This window comes from Providencia sp. PROV188, assembly GCF_027595165.1.
GTDB classification, from domain to species: domain Bacteria; phylum Pseudomonadota; class Gammaproteobacteria; order Enterobacterales; family Enterobacteriaceae; genus Providencia; species Providencia lanzhouensis.
In genome coordinates this window covers 779,426-795,439 of the sequence record NZ_CP097291.1, presented here as the reverse complement: position 1 = coordinate 795,439, position 16,014 = coordinate 779,426, and the positions used below count along the sequence as shown (strand labels likewise).

Sequence of the window (16,014 nt, the reverse complement as noted above, 5' to 3'; positions counted from 1 at the left end):
ATTTATAATGCCTTGTTTTATCTAATTTTCGTAGTAAAACAAGGCAACAAATTTTCAAAAACTTTAGGATATAAATTAATTATATCAAAATATTCGCAAATTAACGGCTGGTATAAATATGATCAACCAGACCATATTCTTTAGCTTCATTTGCTGATAAGAAACGGTCACGCTCTGTGTCACGACTAATTTCTTCGATGGATTTCCCTGTATGTTGGGCCATCAATTCATTCATGCGCGATTTCACTTTCAAGATTTCTTGAGCGTGAATTTCAATGTCTGTCGCTTGTCCTTGATAGCCACCTAACGGTTGGTGGATCATGACGCGAGAGTTTGGTAAGCAGAAACGTTTACCTTTTGTACCTGCGGTTAATAAAAACGCACCCATTGAGCACGCTTGTCCCATACAGATAGTGCTCACATCAGGTTTGATAAATTGCATGGTGTCGTAAATTGACATCCCTGCAGTAATCACGCCGCCTGGTGAGTTAATATAAAGTTGAATATCTTTTTCTGGGTTTTCTGCTTCAAGAAATAGCATTTGAGCGACAATTAAGTTCGCCATATGATCTTCCACCTGACCAGTCAGGAAGATAATACGTTCTTTTAAGAGACGTGAATAAATATCATATGAGCGCTCACCTCGAGAGGTTTGCTCGATAACCATTGGCACAAGTGCCATTTGGGATGCTAACTGCTCCTGACCGCCAAAATGTGACATCGAAATCTCCTATTAAAAACTTTTTCTGGTGCTTGCGCCTAATTTGCTGTCTGTCCGCCATTTTGGGCAGGGATCGTGCTACAAACAATATTTCTAAAAAACAATATTTCTAAAAAACACTCTTTCTAAGTTAGTTGTGTCTGCCTGTTTATACTCTTCGCTTACTTCATTATTTTAGTCACTTTTTTAAATCTTGGTTAAAAAGTCGCTAAAGAATTAAGCCAGAATACTGTTGAAAACACTGCGATAGGCAAGACGCTCTGCTAAAGAGTTTAACACAAGTCTATCTAGTTACACGGTTTTATACTGTCGAAAAATGTGTTCCACACAAAAATCCCATCATCATCTAGCGAACGATATCTTGATGACTCTTATTATAATTAGGGTTTAAATGTAATTTTCAAGATGATTTGCACAAAGTCTAAATATTACGACGCTAATCGACAAAAAACCCGCAGTGAAACACCACGGGTTTTGCTTTGTACTTCTAAAAAGAAGAGTACTGCTAAAAAGAAAAATTAACCAGCTTGAACTTGGTTCATCAGCTCAGTGAAGTTAGTTTCTTTTTCAGTTACTTTAGCCGCTGCCAGAATAGTTTCTACAGCTTGCTCTTCTAACGCTAAGTTACGAACACTGTTCATCAGCTCTTCATTTTTGCTGTAGTATTCGATAACTTCTGATGGATCTTCGTAAGCAGAAGCCATGTCTTCGATCAGCGCTTTAACGCGATCTTCGTCAGCTTTCAGCTCGTTAGTACGGATAACTTCGCCTAACAGCAGACCAACAATTACACGACGTTTAGCTTGTTCTTCGAACAGTTCACGTGGTAATTCCATCGCTTGTTTTTCGTTGCCACCAAAACGCTGTGCAGCTTGACGACGCAGAACATCGATTTCACCATCAACAACTGCTGCTGGGACTTCGATTTCGTTTGCGTTAACCAGACCTTCCAGAACTTGCGCTTTAACACGGTTACGAACTGCATTTTTCAGCTCACGTTCCATGTTTTTACGAACTTCTGCACGCAGACCTTCTACTGAACCGTCAGCAATACCGAAACGCTTAACGAACTCTTCAGTAAATTCTGGCAATTCACGCTGTTCAACTTTCTTCAGAACGATAGCAAACTTAGCTGCTTTACCTTTCAGGTTTTCTGCATGGTAATCTTCTGGGAAGTTAACTTCGATATCAAATTCTTCACCAGCTTTATGACCAACAACGCCTTCTTCGAAACCTGGGATCATACGGCCTTCGCCCATAACCAGTGCGAAGTCTTCAGCTTTACCACCTTCGAATTCTTCACCGTCGATAGAACCTGTGAAGTTAATAGTGATACGTGAATCAGCTGCTGCTGCATCTTCAACTTCTTTCCACTGTGCTTGTTGCTTACGCAGAGTTTCCAGCATGTCGTTGAGATCTTCGTCTTTCACGGTTACAGCTGGTTTTTCAACTTCGATAGTTTCAAAACCTTTTAATTCGATTTCTGGGTACACTTCGAACTCAACCGCGTAAACGAAGTCTTTACCGTCTTCGAACATTTCTGGCTTGTAGCTTGGCGCGCCAGCTGGGTTGATTTTTTGTTCAATGATTGCATTGATAAAGTTACGTTGCATAACATCGCCCAGAACGTCTTGCATTACAGACGCACCGTAACGTTGTTTAACGATGTGCATTGGTACTTTCCCTTTACGGAAACCATCAACACGGACTTTCTTAGCAACGTTAACCAGCTCGCTATTCAGCGCTTTTTCAATATCAGTGGCAGGAACGGTGATTGTTACACGACGCCCAAGGCCTTGAGTCGTTTCAACAGAAACTTGCATCTTCTTACCTCAAAATAAATCTTAGTGATCGGTCTACTCCAGAGTTATGCCATTAAATCATAATGGCAATCTCCCTTCCAGAACCGGGGGCGTTACTTTCATAACGGTCATCCCTGATATCAGAAGCGTCCCGAAACCTTACTGAAAATTAGACGCAGCATTATACCGATGCATGCGCCCTGAGTCGAGAAAAGCCGATAAAAGAAGCGATTATTCCTCTTTATTTGTGACTTTTCTGACTAAAAATTCATTTTCCTCTCTCAAATTGAGGAAAAAACGCTCACTTACAGCCACTCGATAAACACACTATTGGTATTCGTATGTCATCAAGACGTTTGATTAGCGATTCACACCACCAACACCACGACAAGCAGGTGATTTTAGCGCAGTACTCGCTAATTCATTCCACTCTTTTGGAGTATAAGTGTGTAAGGCTAAAGCATGAATCTCACCTGCAAGCTCGTCAGCCAAAATAGCATAAATTTCACGGTGACGACCAATCATACGTTTGTTTTCAAATTTATCACTGACTAAAACCACTTTGAAATGGCTCTCTGAACCGGGTAACACATTATGCTGATGACTTTCATTAATCACCTCCATATGTTCAGGTTCAAATGCAGACTGTAGCTTTTCACTCACGCGAGACTGCATAGTTTGTGGCATATTGGCGTCCATAGAGACTCCTAAATTAATTAAAAAACGCTAAAGCACATCTGAAAAAAAATCCCCTAATCACGCTGTTGGTAACTATCTTCTTATTATAGAAATAGCGGATAATAGCATCTACATTGTTGAAACTATGGTCCGGGTATGCAAAATGTTCATCGACTGCACATTTACGCGAATTTTTTCTCAAACTGTTGTCTAATAGTGTGAGTTGTTGCACCCCGAACCATAACGGAACATTTTCAATTAGGAAAGATGAACTGGGAAGAATTATGTTAAGAAAACTGTGTTTTCCACTTTTTGCGTTATTTTTATTAGCGGGCTGTACTGCACCGTCTAATACGCTGCCCCTCGAACCTAAAATTGCATTACCAGCCAAAAACCCGACGCTCAATGCGACTTCAATTAGCGTGAGTAGCGTTGATAACCGTACAAATCGCGCATTAGCTGAAATTAACCGAAACGGTACTTTAGAGGTGCTAAATCCCTCTCGCGATCCGCGTTATCTAATGCAAGAAGCCGTAGAAAAGCAAATGGCTGCTCGTGGTTTCATGGTGACATCTCCCGCCAATATCAACTTAGTGGTTCAATTAAACAAGTTGAACACCCAAGTGAGTGAAGGAAGTTTACGCCATAATATTACGGTTAATTCCAGCGTTGTCGTTAATGCTACCGCACCAAATGGCTCAACTAAGAGCCGGACTTATAGCCGTAATTACAATACCCAAGGGGCATTAGGCGCAACCAATGAAAAAATTGCTGCGGCAATTAACCTTGCTTTAAGTGATTTAATTTCAGATATGGCGAAAGACCAAGAAGTGGCCGATTTTATCAGACAAAATTCACGATATTAATCGCGTATCAAGAATGAATTCATACTAGTATCATTCTGGTTCATCGGAGACTGTAAAAACAGTCTGCTTTATCCTACTAACCCGAGTTATTTCTTTAATACAAATAGCTTGGGTTGTTTTATCTTTCTACTGCGCCATTCTTCGCGCAACATAATACACCAGCATCAGGCGATGAGGGAATAATGCCACGTTTTACACTACCCAGATTTACACTGCCCAATAATGTGACCTTAATTTTACTGGGATTTGTCTCAGGGTTGCCCTTGGCATTAACCGCTGGAACATTACAAGCTTGGTTAACCGTTGAAAAAATTGACATTAAAACCATCGGTTTCTTTTCTCTCGTCGGTCAGGCCTACGTTTTAAAATTTCTATGGTCCCCCATGATGGATCGCTATACCCCCCCATTTTTAGGGCGACGTAGAGGGTGGCTATTAACAACGCAAATTTTGCTTGTTATTAGCATTGCAGGCATGAGTTTTATGAATCCGTCGGAGCACCTTTGGTGGTTAGCTGCGCTAGCGGTCACTGTAGCCTTCTGTTCCGCATCCCAAGATATTGTCTTTGATGCCTATAAAACAGATTTATTAAGTGCAGAAGAGCGAGGTATTGGTGCAGCAACATCGGTCATGGGCTATCGCATCAGTATGTTGGTTTCTGGGGGATTAGCACTTTGGCTTGCTGATAAATTCCTCACTTGGCAGCAACTTTATTTATTCATGGCAGGGCTAATGTTTATTGGGATCTTCGCAACACTTTTTGCGAAAGAACCTCAAGAAAATACCGCTCCACCAACTTCGTTAAAAGATGCTATTTATGAGCCACTTGCCGAATTTTTTAGCCGCAATAATGCATGGCTGATTTTACTGCTTCTTATCTTTTATAAGATGGGAGACGCTTTCGTTATGGCGCTAAATACTAACTTTTTACTCAATGCCCTTGGCTTTAGTTTAAGCGAAGTAGGTACAGTAAATAAAACCGTTGGTATGGCGGCGACAATCATCGGAGCCCTATTTGGGGGTTATCTGATGAAGAATATGAGCCTATTTAGAGCATTATTCGTCTTCGGTGTACTTCAAGGTGGTTCGAATATCGGCTACTGGTTCCTCGCAGTAACACCGCCAAATATTATCAGCATGGGATCTATTATATTCCTCGAAAATATCTTTTCAGGAATGGGAACTGCGGCATTTGTCGCCTTATTAATGACATTATGTAATAAGTCTTTATCAGCCACTCAATTCGCCTTGCTTTCAGCATTATCCGCTGTAGGCCGTGTCTATATCGGCCCCGTCGCAAGTATTTTTGTCAGCACCTATGGCTGGCCCATGTTCTACTTAATTTCCATCGGCGTTGCAGTACCGGGGGTTTTATTGCTACTCGCTTGCCGAACTTCGTTGTTATACACCCAAGATACGGGAGAATTTCAACGTAGAGAGTTTTTTCCTCGAGAATATAAAATCGCGGTTTATGCGCTAATGGCAGCAGCATGTATACTGACGGTTTGGTTAATTAGTTTACTAATCACATCATTTGCAGGGGTGAAAGTTTACTTGTTTACTACCCATATATCCCTGTGGTTAGCGCTCCCAACTTATCAGAATCTCATATTTAACATTGGTATAGCCATTGGTGCTATCAGCCTTATTGTTGGTGGAACCCTCGACTTCCTCGCTGTCCGCAAAGCCATAAAACATAAATCATTCTGATGTTTTTGATTGATTCCCATTCTATTCAGCTCACGACTTCCCCAAGTTAAACTAATTAATTTGGGGAATCTCTCCTTTTTTCGCAAATTAGATCTCTCTTGCAAATATCGCTTAAAGATCGATAAAAACGTGATTTGAATCACTCATTTTCTGAAAGGGATTTTTTAATTACAAATTGAAAGCTTAATATCTCACATGTTTGAGGATGGTTAGTTGACAAGCTAAAAATTTGCGTAACAACTAATTTTTATTAATACATAAACGAAAATAATGTCTTATGAAAAAAACACTACTCTGTGCTGCTGCTCTAGCATCATTGGCAGGGACCGCAAATGCTGAAAATTTTCTTGGGTATCAGAATGGTTTCGCAGATATCAACGTGAACTATCTCGACTGGTCCCGTCATACAGAAAATAAATCTAAAAATACAACCCATAAGGAAGATTTCGCTTACTTCGAATTAGAAGGTGGCGCTAATTTCAATTGGGGTGAATTATATGGTTTCTTTGACGTTGAAAACCCATTTAATAAACAGCATGAAGATCCAGGCAAAAACCAGCGTTATACGCTGAAAACAACAGCTCGCGTCTATATCGCAGATACTGGGTTCAACTTATACGGCCACGTTTATGGTACTTGGTCTTTACCGGGTGACAAACACGGCGGCAACTTCCACGAAGTCAACACACTTTATGGTATCGGTTATAACACCTCGATTGGTGATCTGTGGTTCAAACCTTTCGTGGCTTTGCACTATGTTGACCAAACCTATTATTCCGGTAATAACGGCTATGTAGTTGGTTGGGTTGCTGGTTATAACTTCAAAATGTTCCAAGAAGATTTCATGATCACTAACTGGCATGAAATGGAATTTGCACGTCATGAGCGTTATGGCAACGGTGGGCGTGATGGCGTGAACGGCGCATTAGCTTTCTGGTGGAACGCCACACCAAATTTAGCTGCTGGTATTCAATATCGTTATGCTGACAATAAGTTAGGTGATGATTTCTACCAAGATGCAATCATTTATACATTAAAGTATAACTTCTAGTGACTAAGGAAATATTGTTTATATTTTTAACATATTTCCTTTAGTTTCAAAAATGTAACAATTTTTCTTTATTATTTTGCCGGTAAAGTAGCCAATTTCACTTTATCGGCAATATAATCAGTAATTTCCCCTACGGAATATCTTAACAACCCAAGCAGTTTTCACATTTTTTTGTCAATTTTGTATATATTTTTCTTTGAAAAATTACCAAGATAATTTAGTATTCATACTGTTTTATCAAAACATACCTATAATTAGCAGCAATTTTAACTTTTTAGAAGCAAAAGCTTTACATGTGATCATATTAACATAAAGAGCTAACAATTCCGTTTCTTTACCTTACAATCATTTACACTCGCACAACCTTACCGTAAAATGCCCGCACTGATGAAACGACAATTAGATTCTTGTCATTTGGGGTCGTGGATGAGACTTATGAACTACAAAAAAAGCATTGGAGCAATCTCACTTGTTGCAGCAGCCTTATTATTAGGCGGTTGTGATATGGTGTTGATGGATCCGAAAGGCGCCGTTGGCGTAAAACAAAAAGAACTGATTCTTATTGCAATTGGTTTGATGCTCCTTGTTGTGATTCCTGTTATTTTTATGGCGATTATCTTCGCTGTAAAATATCGTGAATCCAATAAGTCAGCTACCTACCGTCCTAACTGGGCTCACTCTAACAAAATTGAGTTAGTCTGCTGGACAGTTCCTATCATTATTATCATTATTCTAGGTGCTATCACTTGGAAAACGACTCATGAGCTGGACCCGTATCAGCCATTAGTTAGTGATCAGGAACCTGTTACCATTCAAGTTATTTCAGCTGACTGGAAATGGATCTTTATCTATCCAGATCAAGGCATTGCTACAGTCAATGAAATCGCATTCCCTACTGGTGTTCCTGTAAACTTCAAAATCACGTCTGATTCTGTGATGAACTCATTCTTCATCCCATCTTTAGGTGGACAGATCTACGCGATGGCGGGTATGCAGACAAAACTTCACTTAATCGCTAACGAACCAGGTACCTATAAAGGCTTCTCAGCAAGCTATAGCGGTCACGGATTCTCAGATATGAAGTTTAATGCTATTGCTACAGCAGATCGCCAAGGCTTCGATGAGTGGGTACAGAAAGTAAAAGCATCACCAAAAACTATGGATACGATGCAGGCATTCGACGAAGTTGCTAAACCTAGCATGAACGTTCCTGTTACCTACTTCTCTAGCGTGAAACCTAAACTTTATGAAGACATCATTATGAAGTTTGGTCATGAGCACCATAAAGGTCACGCTCCTGTAGATGCGAATAATGAAGCAAATCATTCTATGCACATGGGCAACACTGCTCAAGCGCAAGAATCTACAGGTCATTCAATGCATATGAGCCATAACGCTCATGCAGGCGCTGAGGAATAAGGGCATGTTTGGAAAATTAACACTGGACGCAGTTCCACTTCATGAACCGATTATCGTTATTACACTGATTGCCATTGTCCTCGGTGGACTTGGCTTAGTTGGTGCAATCACCTATTTCGGAAAATGGAAATGGCTGTGGAAAGAGTGGTTAACGTCTGTTGACCATAAAAAAATTGGTATTATGTACATCATCGTTGCGATGGTGATGTTATTCCGTGGATTCGCGGATGCTATCATGATGCGTGGTCAGCAAGTGCTGGCTTCAGCGGGTCAAGAAGGTTTCTTAAACCCTCACCACTATGATCAGATCTTTACAGCGCACGGCGTTATCATGATTTTCTTCATGGCAACTCCATTTGTTGTTGGTCTGATGAACTTAGTTGTTCCTCTGCAAATTGGTGCCCGTGACGTTGCATTCCCATTCCTTAACTCACTGAGCTTCTGGTTCTTCGTAGTAGGTGTTGTATTAATCAACATCTCATTAGGGGTAGGTGAATTCGCACAAACTGGTTGGTTAGCATACCCTCCTCTGTCCGGCTTGGAGTACAACCCGGGGGTCGGGGTCGATTATTGGATATGGAGTCTCCAGATATCCGGTATTGGTACGCTATTAACAGGTGTTAACTTCTTCGCGACCATTATCCGCATGCGTGCACCGGGTATGTCGATGATGAAAATGCCAGTATTTAGCTGGGCAGCATTCTGTACTAACATCCTGATTATTGCAGCATTCCCAATTCTGACAGTGACCATCACGTTACTGACATTAGACCGTTATCTGGGCACCCATTTCTTCACTAACGATATGGGCGGCAACATGATGATGTACATCAACCTGATTTGGGCATGGGGTCACCCTGAGGTGTATATCCTTGTTCTGCCAGTGTTCGGTGTGTTCTCAGAAATTGCAGCAACCTTCTCGAAAAAGCGTTTGTTTGGTTATACCTCATTAGTGTGGGCAACCATCGTTATCACCGTTATGTCCTTCATCGTTTGGTTACACCACTTCTTTACGATGGGATCAGGTGCGAACGTTAACGCCTTCTTTGGTATCGCTACAATGATTATCGCAATCCCTACAGGGGTTAAGATTTTCAACTGGCTGTTCACCATGTACCAAGGTCGTATCGAGTTCAAATCACCAATGTTATGGACTATCGGTTTTATCATCACCTTCTCTGTGGGTGGTATGACTGGTGTTCTCTTAGCGGTTCCAGGTGCGAACTTCGTTCTGCACAACAGCCTGTTCCTGATTGCTCACTTCCATAACGTTATTATCGGTGGTGTAGTATTCGGATGCTTCGCTGGTATGACTTACTGGTTCCCGAAAGCTTACGGCTTCACGCTGAATGAAAAATGGGGTGTTCGTGCCTTCTGGTTCTGGATCACTGGTTTCTTCTTAGCATTCATGCCGTTATATATCCTTGGCTTTATGGGCATGACCCGTCGTCTGAGCCAAAATATTGATCCAACCTATCACGGTATGCTGGTTGCAGCTGCGTGTGGTGCTGGTCTGATTGCTCTGGGTATTGCTTGCCAAGTTATCCAAATTATCGTGAGTATCCGTGACCGTCATGAAAACCGTGATTTAACCGGTGACCCATGGGGTGGACGTACTCTGGAGTGGGCAACTTCTTCTCCGGCACCATTCTACAACTTCGCTGTTGAACCACAGATTCAAACTCGCGATGCTTGGTGGGATATGAAAGAGAAAGGTATCGCTCATAAGAAACCTACTTCATATGAAGAAATTCATATGCCGAAAAATACAGGCGCTGGCGTTATCATCGCTGCATTTAGCTTAATTTTTGGTTTCGCAATGATCTGGCACATCTGGTGGCTGGCAATCGTTGGTTTCGGTGGCATGATTGTTACTTGGATTGCAAAAAGCTTCGACGAAGATGTTGATTACTACGTACCTGTGGCTGAAATCGAACAAATCGAGAATAAGCACTTTGAAGAATTACGTAAGGCAGGTGTGAACGATGTCAACTAATACAATGACTAATCATAATGTAGCCCATGCAGAGCATGGGCACCACGATGCGGGTGCAACAAAAGTATTCGGATTCTGGATCTACTTAATGAGTGACCTGATCCTGTTTGCTAGCTTGTTTGCAACTTACGTGGTTTTATCTGATGGCACTGCTGGCGGTCCTGCTGGTAAAGACATCTTTAGTTTGCAGTTCGTATTAGGTGAAACATTCTTACTGTTATTCAGTAGTATCACCTACGGTTTTGCAATGATTGCAATGCACAAAGAGAAAGTGGCTGCCGTTAACTTATGGCTGTTCATTACTTTCTTATTTGGTCTTGGCTTCGTTGTTATGGAAGTTTATGAGTTCCACGAACTGATCGCTGAAGGCTACGGCCCAGATCGCAGTGGCTTCTTATCTGCTTTCTTCGCATTAGTTGCGACTCACGGTATCCACGTAACTTGTGGTCTGGTTTGGATCATTCTGATGATTATCCAAAACTGTCGTCGTGGTCTGACTGCGGTTAACAAAACCCGTCTGAACTGCCTGAGCCTGTTCTGGCACTTCTTAGATGTTGTTTGGATCTGTGTATTTACCGTTGTTTATCTTCTGGGGGCTATTTAAATGAGTCATGCAAAAGATGCTCATACTGGAGCAAGCCACGGTAGCGTTAAGACATACCTGATTGGCTTTATTCTGTCAGTTATCCTGACTGTAATTCCTTTCTGGATGGTGATGAATGGAACCGCTTCACAAGGCGTTATTCTAGCAACTGTTGTTGGAATGGCTGTTGTGCAAATCCTTGTACACCTTGTTTGTTTCTTACACATGAATACATCATCAGATGAGCGCTGGAACCTGATTGCATTCCTGTTCACTATGCTAATCATCGGTATCGTTGTTATTGGCTCTCTGTGGATTATGTACAACCTGAACATCAATATGATGCTCGACTAAAGAGTTGCCGATATGTTTAAGCAATACCTGCAAGTGACCAAACCAGGAATTATATTCGGAAATCTGATTTCTGTGATCGGCGGTTTTCTGCTGGCCTCTAAAGGGTCAATTGACTACCCGCTGTTTATTGCGACTTTGCTGGGTGTATCATTGGTCGTGGCTTCTGGTTGTGTATTTAACAACTACATCGACCGTGATATTGACCGTATCATGGAAAGAACTAAGAATCGCCCTTTAGTTAAAGGGCTGATTGACCCGAAAGTTAGCCTGATTTACGCTGCTGCATTAGGTATTGCTGGTATGGTGCTGCTACTCGTAGCAGCCAATGCACTGGCAATGCTACTTGCACTCATTGGTTTCATTGTGTACGTGGGCGTGTATAGCCTGTACATGAAGCGTAAGTCAGTTTATGGCACGTTGATTGGCAGCCTATCTGGCGCAGCACCACCGGTTATCGGCTACTGCGCTGTCACAAATGAATTTGACGCTGGAGCCTTAATCCTGCTGTTAATATTCAGCTTGTGGCAGATGCCGCACTCATATGCCATCGCAATTTTCCGCTTTAAGGATTACAAAGCCGCAAACATTCCGGTGTTACCGGTGATCAAGGGCATATCTGTCGCTAAGACTCATATATTCTTGTATATCCTTGCGTTTATGGTCGCAACATTAATGTTAGCGATTAGCGGATACGCGGGCTATAAATATCTGGTTGTCGGCGCTGCGGTTAGCTTATGGTGGCTTGGTATGGCAATTTCTGGTTTCAAAACCGAAAATGACGACCGAGTTTGGGCGCGTAAACTGTTCATCTTCTCCATCGTTGCGATTACTTCGCTAAGTGTGATGATGTCAGTTGACCCAACCGTTACAAGCGATACTGTTATAGCGTTAGTCCGATAATTTATTGCATCATTGACAATAAATGTGTTCAAACGGCGGGGAGTGCAAACTTCCCGCCGTTTTTCTTTGTCTGCGAATATTTTTGTGATGATTTTTATGGTTAAATAGCCGCCTGCTATTAATAAACCAATATTGTCATATAGCAAACTAACTTAACTCATTGATTTAAAATTAAATTAACACCAGCACCGCTACAGCCCGAAATAAAAAGAATAGAAATTGAATACTCAAAATAGTTCGTGTTGTAGCAAGGCGGCAAGTGAAACTAATCTCAGGGAGCATACACCAGTATGTGACCTGAGTTAGTGAGCGCTGCCAACACAGCTACAACTCGAAATATGACGAGTATTTATGAACGATAATAAAATGACAGCTTTAGAACTCCGAGCAACTTGGGGACTAGGATCCGTATTCTCCCTTCGCATGCTTGGCATGTTTATGGTGCTCCCGATCCTCACCAGCTATGGGATGCATTTACAGGGCGCTAACGAGTTTTTGATTGGTTTGGCGATTGGTATTTATGGGCTTAGCCAAGCTGTTTTTCAAATTCCTTTTGGTTTAATGTCTGACCGTATTGGTCGCAAACCACTGATTATTTTTGGGTTGCTGATATTTATTATGGGCAGCGTCATTGCCGCATTAAGCGATTCTATTTGGGGCATTATTATTGGTCGAGCTTTACAGGGAGCTGGCGCTATCTCTGCTGCCGTTATGGCCTTGTTATCGGATTTGACCCGTGAGCAAAATCGTACAAAAGCGATGGCATTTTTAGGTATAAGCTTTGGCGTAACGTTTGCTATTGCCTTAGTTTTAGGACCGATTGTAACCCATGCCGTTGGTTTAAGCGGTTTATTTTGGGGAATCACTTTATTAGCCGTCGGCGCTATTTTCGTTACTATCTTTGTGGTACCTAACAATACTCACCATGTTGTAAACCGTGAATCTGCTTTTGTTAAAAGCAATTTAAAAGCCGTTTTACTTAACTCTCAACTTCTCAAGCTGAATGTTGGGATTTTAAGCCTACATACACTGTTAATGTCCAGCTTTGTCGCCCTCCCCTTGATCATGGCCGATGCCGGTTACTTGGCAAAAGATCACTGGAAAGCGTATTTAGTCACCATGTTAGTCGCCTTTGTTTGCGTACTTCCTTTTATTATTTACGCAGAAAAACAGCGCAAGATGAAGCAGGTTTTCCTGTTCTGCATTTTGCTCTTAGCGGCTGCGGAAATTGTTTTATGGCAATCAGGTCGCCAACTTTGGATTATCTTCTTAGGGATCCAACTGTTCTTTATTGCATTTAACGTGATGGAAGCCATTTTGCCGTCCCTGATCAGTAAAGAAGCGCCTGCCGGATACAAAGGCACAGCCATGGGCGTCTACTCCACCAGCCAATTTCTAGGAGTAGCCTTAGGCGGAATTCTGGGCGGCTGGTTGTATAAATTTGAAGGGGCCAGTACCGTATTTATCGGCGGATTACTACTTTGCGTTATCTGGTTCGTTATCAGCTTAACCATGAAACAACCGCCTTACGTCAGCAGTATTCGCATGGTTCTCCCGCATCGTTTTAAAAATATCAGTAAGCTTCAGGAACAGCTAAAAGCCATGAACGGTGTGCTTGATGTGGTTGTGATTGCTGAAGAGATGAGTATTTATATCAAGATTGATAAAAAAGTGGTTAACCGAGCAGAGCTTGAAGCCATTGTTCATGCTTAATCATATGTAATCTTATAAATAACAAATAGCCCGCAATATCGCGGGCTATTTTCAATAACTAAAACACGCTTATCAATTAGTCGCGGAAGTTATTGAACTGGAATGGTTGACCTAAATTGCCGCCACGGACTAACGCCATAACAGCTTGCAAATCATCTCGCGCTTTGCCCGTTACACGCACTTGTTCACCTTGAATTTGCGCCTGCACTTTCAACTTGCTGTCTTTAATCAGCTTAACAACTTTCTTCGCCATACTCGCTTCAATGCCTTGTTTTAAAGTCACTTCCACGCTGTAAGTTTTACCACTATGTACAATATCTTCAGGGACATTCAGCACTGCGCCATCAATTCCCCGTTTTGCCATTTTCTCTCTTAAAATATCAAGCAGTTGTAAAACTTGGAAATCGGATTCACTGGTCACTTTGATAGACTCATTTTTATCGTTCAGTTCAAAGCTTGCAGTGATGTTTTTAAAATCCCAACGGCTAGTAAGTTCACGCTGAGCATTTTCTACCGCATTGCGGACTTCACTCATTTCAACTTCAGATACAATATCAAATGATGGCATTTTAACGCTCTCCTATAATCAATTGGCTTATAATAGCTTATTTGCCCATGACACTCCATGTTGTCAGATTGGCTCACTTGTATAACACAACTAATTATTTGGATATCCTATTAAAATCGCTATGATGGCGGTTATTAATCCAAATCAACCGCTCTCAGATAGTAGGGAAAATCGATGAAAATAACCCTGATTGGCTGTGGTGCTATTGGTAAACTTTGGTTAGCCGCCCTCTCCTCACAAGGACACGATGTTCAAGGATGGCTGCGAGTTGCTCAATCCGACTTATTTGTTGATGTTAATGGACCTGACGATAAAATTTTCCGCGAATTAATTCCTTGCAATAATCATCAGCATCTACACACAAGCGAATTAGTGATTGTCTGTTTGAAAGCATGGCAAGTTTCGGATGCCTTATTGCCCCTGCTGCCCATTATTCCTGAAACTAGCCCTATTCTCCTACTGCATAACGGATTAGGCACATTGGAAGAGTTAGGCACATTACGCCATCCATTTTTGAGTGGGGTAACAACTCATGCGGCATGGCAAGATAACAACCAAGTTTTTCATATTGCTAGCGGCATCACTCATATCGGCGCCGTCAACTCTCAAGCAGAAGCTTATTACCCTATCGCCAATATTTTGCATGAAGCCCTACCGGATGTGGCATGGCATAATCAAATCCTTAATACTATTTGGCGAAAACTGGTGGTTAATTGCGTGATAAACCCGCTTTCCACGGAACACAATTGTACCAATGGGCAAATCATTCACTATCCAGAACAGATTGTTCGGGTCATAGATGAATGCTGCCAAGTGATGGTTGCCGAGGGATTGCATACAGATAAAGAAGAGATGACTGAGCGCGTCTATGACATTATTCATCAAACCTCAGAAAACTATTCATCCATGCTGCAAGATGTGCGTCATCATCGCAGAACTGAAATTGATTACATCACGGGCTTCTTAATCAAAAAAGCCCGAGCTCATGGCTTAGCTACCCCTGAGAATGACCGTTTGTACCACTTAATTAAAAATAGAGAACAAAGTTATGACAACCTCCGTGCTGATATGCATCGCCAATGGTAGTGAAGAAATTGAAACAGTCACTACCTCCGATTTACTGGTTCGTGCCGGAATACAAGTGACATTAGCCAGTGTGACGGAAGACGGAGCGTTAGAGATAACCGCATCTCGAGGTATTAAACTCGTTGCTGACCTGCCCATCATCCGCGTTGCGGACGAACCTTTTGACGCCATCGTGTTACCCGGTGGTCTAGCCGGTGCAGAAGCTTTTCGTGATAGCCCACTGGTGGTTGAGAAAGTCAGGCGCATGCATTTAGATGGAAAAATTGTGGCAGCCATTTGTGCCGCCCCTGCATTAGTTTTGGAATACCACCAGCTATTTCCTCTCGGAAACATGACTGGTTTTCCAAGCATGCGGGATAAAATTCCAGCCCATAAATGGGTCGATAAACGCGTCTATTTTGATGAGCGAGTAAATTTACTGACTAGCCAAGGCCCTGCGACAGCCTTTGACTTTGCACTGAAATTGATTGAATTATTGCAAGGGCGAGAAACCGCTGCCAATGTCGCCTCACAACTCGTTTTGCCACCGGGCATTAATGATTATCTGGAAGATTAGAAACAAAAAAGC

At 41.9% G+C, this 16,014-nt stretch carries 15 protein-coding genes; 11 read left to right on the top strand and 4 right to left on the bottom strand.

Annotation, left to right across the window (positions count from 1 at the left end; all coding sequences use genetic code 11):
- Positions 1 to 100: 100 nt before the first annotated feature.
- The 3 genes from clpP to bolA form a co-directional block, all read right to left on the bottom strand.
- Positions 101 to 721 carry an ATP-dependent Clp endopeptidase proteolytic subunit ClpP gene (gene clpP, locus M5X66_RS03475; protein WP_006657219.1) on the bottom strand — a complete coding sequence of 207 codons (621 nt, stop codon included), beginning with the start codon at positions 719 to 721 and terminating at the stop codon, positions 101 to 103.
- Positions 722 to 1,239: 518 nt separating this feature from the next.
- A complete protein-coding gene (gene tig, locus M5X66_RS03470; protein WP_036953907.1) occupies positions 1,240 to 2,544 on the bottom strand; it encodes a trigger factor in 1,305 nt (434 codons plus the stop codon).
- Between the two features lie 339 nt (positions 2,545 to 2,883).
- Positions 2,884 to 3,222, bottom strand: a complete 339-nt coding sequence (gene bolA, locus M5X66_RS03465) for a transcriptional regulator BolA (protein WP_036953906.1) — start codon at positions 3,220 to 3,222, stop codon at positions 2,884 to 2,886.
- A gap of 263 nt (positions 3,223 to 3,485) precedes the next feature.
- Here bolA and M5X66_RS03460 point away from each other — a divergent pair, with 263 nt between their 5' ends.
- The 9 genes from M5X66_RS03460 (at position 3,486) to M5X66_RS03420 (ending at position 13,792) form a co-directional block, all read left to right on the top strand.
- Positions 3,486 to 4,067, top strand: coding sequence for a YajG family lipoprotein (locus tag M5X66_RS03460; protein ID WP_154600160.1), 582 nt, complete (start codon positions 3,486 to 3,488; stop codon positions 4,065 to 4,067).
- 182 nt (positions 4,068 to 4,249) lie between these two features.
- A complete protein-coding gene (gene ampG / locus M5X66_RS03455) occupies positions 4,250 to 5,776 on the top strand; it encodes a muropeptide MFS transporter AmpG (protein WP_036953900.1) in 1,527 nt (508 codons plus the stop codon).
- A 277-nt stretch (positions 5,777 to 6,053) separates the two neighbouring features.
- Entirely contained in the window at positions 6,054 to 6,827 is a 774-nt protein-coding gene (locus M5X66_RS03450; RefSeq protein WP_036953898.1) for a nucleoside-specific channel-forming Tsx family protein, read from the top strand.
- A gap of 426 nt (positions 6,828 to 7,253) precedes the next feature.
- Entirely contained in the window at positions 7,254 to 8,246 is a 993-nt protein-coding gene (cyoA, locus tag M5X66_RS03445) for a cytochrome o ubiquinol oxidase subunit II (protein WP_036953895.1), read from the top strand.
- Between the two features lie 4 nt (positions 8,247 to 8,250).
- A complete protein-coding gene (gene cyoB, locus M5X66_RS03440) occupies positions 8,251 to 10,242 on the top strand; it encodes a cytochrome o ubiquinol oxidase subunit I (RefSeq protein ID WP_036953892.1) in 1,992 nt (663 codons plus the stop codon).
- Positions 10,232 to 10,846 (top strand): cytochrome o ubiquinol oxidase subunit III, encoded by a 615-nt coding sequence (locus tag M5X66_RS03435; RefSeq protein ID WP_036953890.1) that lies wholly within the window; start codon positions 10,232 to 10,234, stop codon positions 10,844 to 10,846. The genes cyoB and M5X66_RS03435 overlap by 11 nt, the downstream gene beginning before the upstream one ends.
- Entirely contained in the window at positions 10,847 to 11,179 is a 333-nt protein-coding gene (locus tag M5X66_RS03430; RefSeq protein WP_006657209.1) for a cytochrome o ubiquinol oxidase subunit IV, read from the top strand.
- Between the two features lie 12 nt (positions 11,180 to 11,191).
- Positions 11,192 to 12,079: a heme o synthase gene (cyoE, locus tag M5X66_RS03425; protein ID WP_036953887.1), complete on the top strand. Its 888-nt coding sequence runs from the start codon at positions 11,192 to 11,194 to the stop codon at positions 12,077 to 12,079.
- Positions 12,080 to 12,430: 351 nt separating this feature from the next.
- On the top strand, positions 12,431 to 13,792 hold the full coding sequence (locus M5X66_RS03420) for an MFS transporter (protein ID WP_036953884.1): 1,362 nt from the start codon (positions 12,431 to 12,433) through the stop codon (positions 13,790 to 13,792).
- A gap of 76 nt (positions 13,793 to 13,868) precedes the next feature.
- On the opposite strand, the gene M5X66_RS03415 is transcribed toward M5X66_RS03420, so the two are convergent.
- Positions 13,869 to 14,360, bottom strand: coding sequence for a YajQ family cyclic di-GMP-binding protein (locus M5X66_RS03415; protein ID WP_036953882.1), 492 nt, complete (start codon positions 14,358 to 14,360; stop codon positions 13,869 to 13,871).
- A 174-nt stretch (positions 14,361 to 14,534) separates the two neighbouring features.
- On the opposite strand from M5X66_RS03415, the gene panE reads away from it, so the two are divergent.
- Positions 14,535 to 15,446 (top strand): 2-dehydropantoate 2-reductase, encoded by a 912-nt coding sequence (panE, locus tag M5X66_RS03410; protein WP_036953879.1) that lies wholly within the window; start codon positions 14,535 to 14,537, stop codon positions 15,444 to 15,446.
- Positions 15,409 to 16,002 (top strand): protein deglycase YajL, encoded by a 594-nt coding sequence (yajL, locus tag M5X66_RS03405; protein WP_036953876.1) that lies wholly within the window; start codon positions 15,409 to 15,411, stop codon positions 16,000 to 16,002. The genes panE and yajL overlap by 38 nt, the downstream gene beginning before the upstream one ends.
- Positions 16,003 to 16,014 lie beyond the last annotated feature (12 nt).